This window comes from Kluyvera intermedia, assembly GCF_021440345.1.
GTDB lineage: Bacteria > Pseudomonadota > Gammaproteobacteria > Enterobacterales > Enterobacteriaceae > Kluyvera > Kluyvera intermedia_A.
The window spans coordinates 36,357-42,356 of the sequence record NZ_JAKCNS010000072.1 but is presented as its reverse complement, the minus strand read 5'-3'; the positions used below and the strand labels follow the sequence as shown (position 1 = coordinate 42,356).

The window sequence follows — 6,000 nt, the reverse complement described above, 5'->3', positions numbered from 1 at the left end:
GTTGGCAGCATCACCCATTTATAGAATAAATAATTCAATCTAAATAAATATAAAATAATTATCTCAAACATGTTTTTTATTTATTTGAAATCCTTTTTCTTTTTGGTTGTCTATCACAGAAAGTTTTTGTTGGTTTGCATAACGTTATGTGCGGAAGAATAGGCTGGCATACCAATAACTCATATCTGATAAATATAATTGATAGGTGAACCATGAAAAAAATAAATGTTATTTCAGGGATTATTTCGCTTTCTCTATTAATGGCATCATCAATGTCGATGGCGAAAACGGTTTTTATTGCTTCCGATGTGCATCCGGCTGATTACCCGACAACGGCAGCGGTTATCCATATGGGGGAAAAGCTCAGTACCCAAACCGATGGCCGCCTTTCAATCAAGATGTTTCCAAATGGACAAATGGGCGATGAGGGTGCCACGCTTGAAAAAACGCGTGCCGGCGCGATTGATATTCTTCGTGTTTCCATGGCTCCCGTAGGTGGTATTCTTCCGGAAGTCAGCGTCTTCAACATGCCGTTTGTGTTTCGTGATACTGACCACCTGCACCACGTTCTCGACGGCGATGTGGGTACGCAGTTGGGGCAGAAAATTACCGCCAGCAACCTTGGGCTGGTGTTTCTTGGCTGGATGGATGCCGGATCGCGCAGTCTGATTACCAAAAAACCGGTGAAAACGCTGGCTGATCTAAAAGGGGTGAAAATTCGTCTGCAGAATAATCCGATTGGTCTCGATTCCTTCAAAGCCATGGGTGCTAACCCTGTCGTGCTGGCGGTAGGCGATGTTTTTGCCAGTCTGCAAACGGGGGTTATAGATGCCGCTGAAAATAATGAACCGACGTTTGACACAGAAAACTATGTCGTATCAGGGACCAAATATTTCGACAGAACCGAACATTTTATGATTCCAGAAGTTTTTGTGTTCTCGAAAAAGAAATGGGCAAAGTTGTCGTCTGATGATCAGGCATTAATTGTCAAACTGGCGAAAGAGGCTCAGGCGGAAGAACGCGTGCTGTGGGCACAATATGTGGATAAATCTACCAAAAAACTTCAGGAACAGGGCGTTCAGTTTATTGAGGTTGATAAACAGCCGTTTATTGATGCAACGGCTCCCGTCCGCGAAAAATATAGCCAGCAGTTCAGCTCACTGATGCAAGAAATTCAAAACACCAAGTGATTATTTAGCAGGCTCTTTTTATTGACCTGCCCTTTTTGCGGAGAACATATGAAGAATTTATACATTCTACTTATGGATGGGGTTTACCGCGTCTGTATCTGGCTATCGGGAATCAGCCTGCTATTTATGACGTTTATTTATCTGGTGGGTATTTATGCCCGCTTTCGCCCAGACTTTCCCGGCTGGCTCGATTTTTTACCGCATGCTTCAACCAGTTGGCCGGAACCGTTGTCGCAAATATGTATGATCACTTTCTCCTTCGTTGGTGCAGCGGCTGCCTATCGTGCGGGCGGACATATTGCGATCACCATGCTGGTGGATAATATTCCAGCAAGTGCCAAAAAAGGGTTACGGATTGTTGTCGATTTAGCGATGTTAGTGACCTGCTTATATATTATCCGATGGGGAATTTTAGGCTGCATGGATGCCTGGGAAGATATCGTGCCATCGCTGCCGTTACTGACCTCCGGTATTACTCATTTACCGATTCCGCTAGGGTCGTTCTTTACGCTGTTGTTCGTCATTGAAAAATTATTCTGTGGGCCGCAAACGCACCGAAAACTGGTGCAGTACGGCTCGCCGACGGTTGGCCATTAAGGAGCGATCATTATGGATATGACGTTGCTGGTTTTTGTCGTGACCTTTGTCGTGCTCATGGCGATAGGAATGCCGGTGGCTTATGCCGTTGGCCTTACCGCAGCGATAGTGACAGTGTATGCGGACTTCTCCCTTGATGGCCTGATTATTACCATTTTCCACAGCACGGATAACGTGAACCTGTTGACGGTCCCGTTCTTTGTTTTCGCTGGGGCAATTATGGCTGAAGGGGGGATGGCGCGAAGGCTGGTGGATTTTGCCGGGCTGTTCGTTGGTTGGATTCGAGGTGGCCTGGCACTGGTAAACATTCTGGCCTCCACGCTGTTTGGCGCGATCTCGGGGTCATCGGTCGCGGATACCGCATCGATTGGCTCGGTGCTGATCCCGGAAATGGAGCGCAAAGGCTACCCGCGAACGTTTGGTGCGGTGCTAACGGCGAGTGCCTCGGTACAGGCCATTCTGGTACCGCCGAGCCATAATTCGGTGTTGTTTGCCATCGTCGCGAATACCGCCGCCGTGACCATTCCCGCGATGTTCCTTGCCGGGATAATTCCCACGTTTGTGCTCTGCGGGACATTGATTGTGCTGTGCCTATTCTCAGCGCGTAAGAATAACTACCCGAAAGAGGCCAAAATTGAATTCCGTCGCAAGGTTAAAATTGCCCTGGATGCGATTTGGGGGCTTATCACCATTGTTATTATTTCCGGAGGGATTCTTTCGGGGTTCTTCACGCCGACGGAGTCAGGCGCTATTGCCTGTATTTGGGCAATGTTCGTCACCTTCTTTGTCTATCGTGAATATAAGTTCAGAGATTTTCCTAAGCTGATTCATCGCACCATCAAAACGGTCACCATGGTGATGGTCTTGATTGCCTTTGCTGCTGCCTTTGGTTCGGTGATGATGCTGGTTGATCTGCCGCAGCAGATATCAGCGGCACTGCTGACGTTGTCCGATAACAAATACGTCATCCTGCTGATTATCAATATTTTGCTGCTGCTGCTGGGCTGCCTGATGGATATGGCACCGCTGATTCTTATTTTGACGCCTATTTTACTGCCCGTCGCGGTACAGTTGGGAATTAACCCGGTGCACTTTGGCATTATTATGATGACTAATCTGGGCATTGGTCTGATTACGCCGCCCGTTGGCTCGGTATTGTTTGTTGCCAGCGCCGTCAGTGGCGTCAAAATTGAACAAGTCGTGAAATCAATGCTGCCGTTCTATCTGGCATTGTTTGCCGTGCTTGTCGTCATTACCTACGTGCCGATTATTTCGTTATGGTTACCGTCAGTTTTTCACTAACTTATTGACGCCAAGGTGATTTTTACGGTACTGCAAGGGGGTCTCACCGATCCCCTTTTTAAATGAACTGATAAAGTAGGTCACTTCGGAAAACCCCACCTGCCCGGCAATTTCGTTCACCGGCAGCGCGCTATGCCGCAGCAGTTCGCAAGCGCGGCGTAGGCGAAGAGTATTGAGATAATTGTGAATATGCTCGCCGGTTTCCGCATGGAAACGGCGCGACAGGTAGCTGCGTGATTTCCCCAATTCTGCCGCTAGTGCGTCGAGGCTGAATTTCTGCCGGTAATTCTCTTCAATCCAGAACATCACCGGGGTGGCAATACCCTGCGCCGACTCGGTCATTTTTTCCTGCACCGGCGGCAGCATACTGAAGAGCGTCATCAGCATATTGGCTATTTGCTCGGTGCTGAGCCCGGAGGTTGTTGCCGCGCTGGCGTAGAGGCTAAACAGATGGTCGATATGTGAATGGGCATCAGCTAAATCGGCAACAAATGCCGGACGACCGCGTGCGGAAAGTGCCTGCAAACGGCGGTGATTGTCGGGGAAATGCTGGAGAAGTTTGGCAATAGCGTGCTGATCGACATGAATAATGGTTCGGCGATAGCTATCTTCGGCTTTCTCATCGACCATAATTTTATGCAGCGTAAACGGTGGGAAGAAAAACAGCCTGCCGGGTCGCATGGTGTACTGGCGATTATCGACGATGACCACGCCGAAGCCCTCTTCAACGTAGAGAATTTCCAGACATTGATGCCAGTGGTGGTAGCGTACGCTATTGGCGAAAAGCCGGCTGAATGACGCCACGGTGTCATTGAGAGTGATCAGCTCCAGATGCTCGGCATTCAAGGATGAAGTCATGTGCAATAGATTTAAATTTTCCCGACATTAATCTTACTACTAAACCACTGTTTTAAATTTTATCAAGCAGCGGTTCAAGCATTGCCATCAGTTGTGACCTGGTTAACATTTCTCCAACCCCCGGACTCTCTATGCTTTAGCCACTTTCGAGGATGGTTAAATAAAGGGGCAGCACAGTGGCGAAAATATCAAAAATATTGTCATCACGAGAAGATGTGACGCAAACGCTGATGACGATGCTGAACGCTCTCGATAAACAATTCCCCGCAGGCGTAGCGCAGTTCTCGCTGGGTAAAACCTGTACGCACTACAGCACGGACATTGCGGAGATGGAGGGCTTATCGAGAGCGCTCTGGGGCCTGTTCCCGCTGTTGGCGGGTGGGGCAGAGGTGCCGTTGAGTGATAAATACATCACCGCGATTAAGCTTGGCACTGACCCGCAAAGCCCATCTTACTGGGGTGAAACCGGGCCGTATGACCAGCGATTGGTTGAGATGGCGGCCTACGGTCTGGGTCTGGCGCTGATGCAGGACACCTTAACCAACCATTTCAGTGAAACGGAGCTGAAGAACCTGCACCGTTGGCTGAATCAAATCACCGACGCGCAGATGCCTGACAGCAACTGGAACTATTTTGCCATCATCGTGCAGCTCGGTTTTAAACGCGCTGGAATGCCATACGACCAGGCGGCTATCGACCGTCGTTTCAATATGATGGAAGCGTATTACCTCGGCGACGGCTGGTACTCTGACGGCCCCGGTCGGCCAAAAGATTACTACATCTCGATGGCATTCCATTTCTACGGTCTGATTTACGCCACCCTGAGTGCGAATGACGATCCCGCTCGTGCGGCGACGCTGCGCGAACGGGCCAGCCTGTTCGCAAAAGACTTTATCTATCTCTCTGCCGCCGATGGTGCATCGGTACCGTTTGGCCGCAGCCTGACTTACCGTTTTGCGATGGTCGCATTCTGGAGCGGCGTGGCTTTTGCTGGGCTGGATGTTTTCTCGCCTGGCGTAGTGAAGGGCATTATCCTGCGCCACTTGCGCTGGTGGCTGGAACAGCCGATTTTCGACCGCGACGGAATCTTAACCCTGGGCTTTGCTTATCCGAATCTGGCGATGTGCGAAGACTATAACGCGCCGGGGTCGCCGTACTGGGCGCTGAAGGTGTTCCTGATTCTGGCACTGCCGGCGGATAGCGATTTTTGGCAGGCACAAGAGTTGCCGCTACCGGAACTGGCTGCGGTGCATCCGATTGTCCCGGCCCAGCAGATTTTGCAGCACCACGAAAACTCGCAGCACGTGGTGATGCTGACCTCCGGCCAGCTGGAGCTGAACAACTACGTTAACACCGAGGCGAAATATACCAAGTTTGCCTACTCCACCCGTTTCGGTTTCACCATTGAGCGGGGGCGCTACGGCATCAAACATGCGGCCTGTGACTCAATGCTGCTGCTATCGGACAACGACAACTACTGGCGCGGCCGCCGTGAGTGCGACAGCGTTGAGATGCTGGATGGCGCCATCTATTCCCGTTGGCTGCCGTGGCACGACGTTCAGATTGATACCTGGCTTATTCCGTGCGGTGAGTGGCATGTGCGCGTACACCGCGTGAATACCGCAAGACGACTACAGACGGTGGAAGGCGGTTTTGCGGTGATGAAAGCAGACGTCGAATCCCGTGCGCAGTTAAGTCGGGTGCGTGCCGACAACGGCGTCAGCGTGATTGCGGATATTACGCCGCAGGCTGGCGTCCGTCAGGGCGATAGCGTGGTGACGCCACCTAACAGCAGCGTGATGTTTGCTGAGTGTGCGGTTATCCCGACCTTAACCGGCGAAATTGAACCCGGTAAACATTGGCTGTGCTGCGCGGTGGCCGCCAGCGGCGATCGCACTGCGCCACAACCGGTATTGCCAACGTTGCTCATTGATAATAATACGCTGCGCGTGACGGATAACACCTGCGGGAAAACTCTTTCTCTGCATATTTAAAAGTAGTCATTAATAAAAAAACCTCTGGCGCGCTCTGAAATAAATATTTAGAGCGTGCA

The 6,000-nt window shown here is 50.6% G+C and carries 5 protein-coding genes; 4 read left to right on the top strand and 1 reads right to left on the bottom strand.

All coding sequences use genetic code 11. The features are described 5' to 3' along the window. Positions 1–212 precede the first annotated feature (212 nt). From LZ634_RS18070 to LZ634_RS18060, 3 genes are read left to right on the top strand one after another with little or no spacing between them, the layout of a single operon-like run. Positions 213–1,190 carry a TRAP transporter substrate-binding protein gene (locus LZ634_RS18070; RefSeq protein WP_234507674.1) on the top strand — a complete coding sequence of 326 codons (978 nt, stop codon included), beginning with the start codon at positions 213–215 and terminating at the stop codon, positions 1,188–1,190. A 48-nt stretch (positions 1,191–1,238) separates the two neighbouring features. After that, positions 1,239–1,787, top strand: a complete 549-nt coding sequence (locus tag LZ634_RS18065; RefSeq protein WP_234507672.1) for a TRAP transporter small permease — start codon at positions 1,239–1,241, stop codon at positions 1,785–1,787. 12 nt (positions 1,788–1,799) lie between these two features. Beyond that, a complete protein-coding gene (locus LZ634_RS18060; RefSeq protein WP_234507670.1) occupies positions 1,800–3,089 on the top strand; it encodes a TRAP transporter large permease in 1,290 nt (429 codons plus the stop codon). On the opposite strand, the gene LZ634_RS18055 is transcribed toward LZ634_RS18060, so the two are convergent. Further along, positions 3,075–3,947, bottom strand: coding sequence for a helix-turn-helix transcriptional regulator (locus LZ634_RS18055; protein WP_234507668.1), 873 nt, complete (start codon positions 3,945–3,947; stop codon positions 3,075–3,077). The two genes, LZ634_RS18060 and LZ634_RS18055, sit on opposite strands and share 15 nt — an antisense overlap. Positions 3,948–4,177: 230 nt before the next feature. Here LZ634_RS18055 and LZ634_RS18050 point away from each other — a divergent pair, with 230 nt between their 5' ends. After that, complete coding sequence (locus tag LZ634_RS18050) at positions 4,178–5,941, top strand: DUF2264 domain-containing protein (RefSeq protein ID WP_234507676.1); 1,764 nt, start codon at positions 4,178–4,180, stop codon at positions 5,939–5,941. The last annotated feature ends 59 nt before the right edge of the window (positions 5,942–6,000 follow it).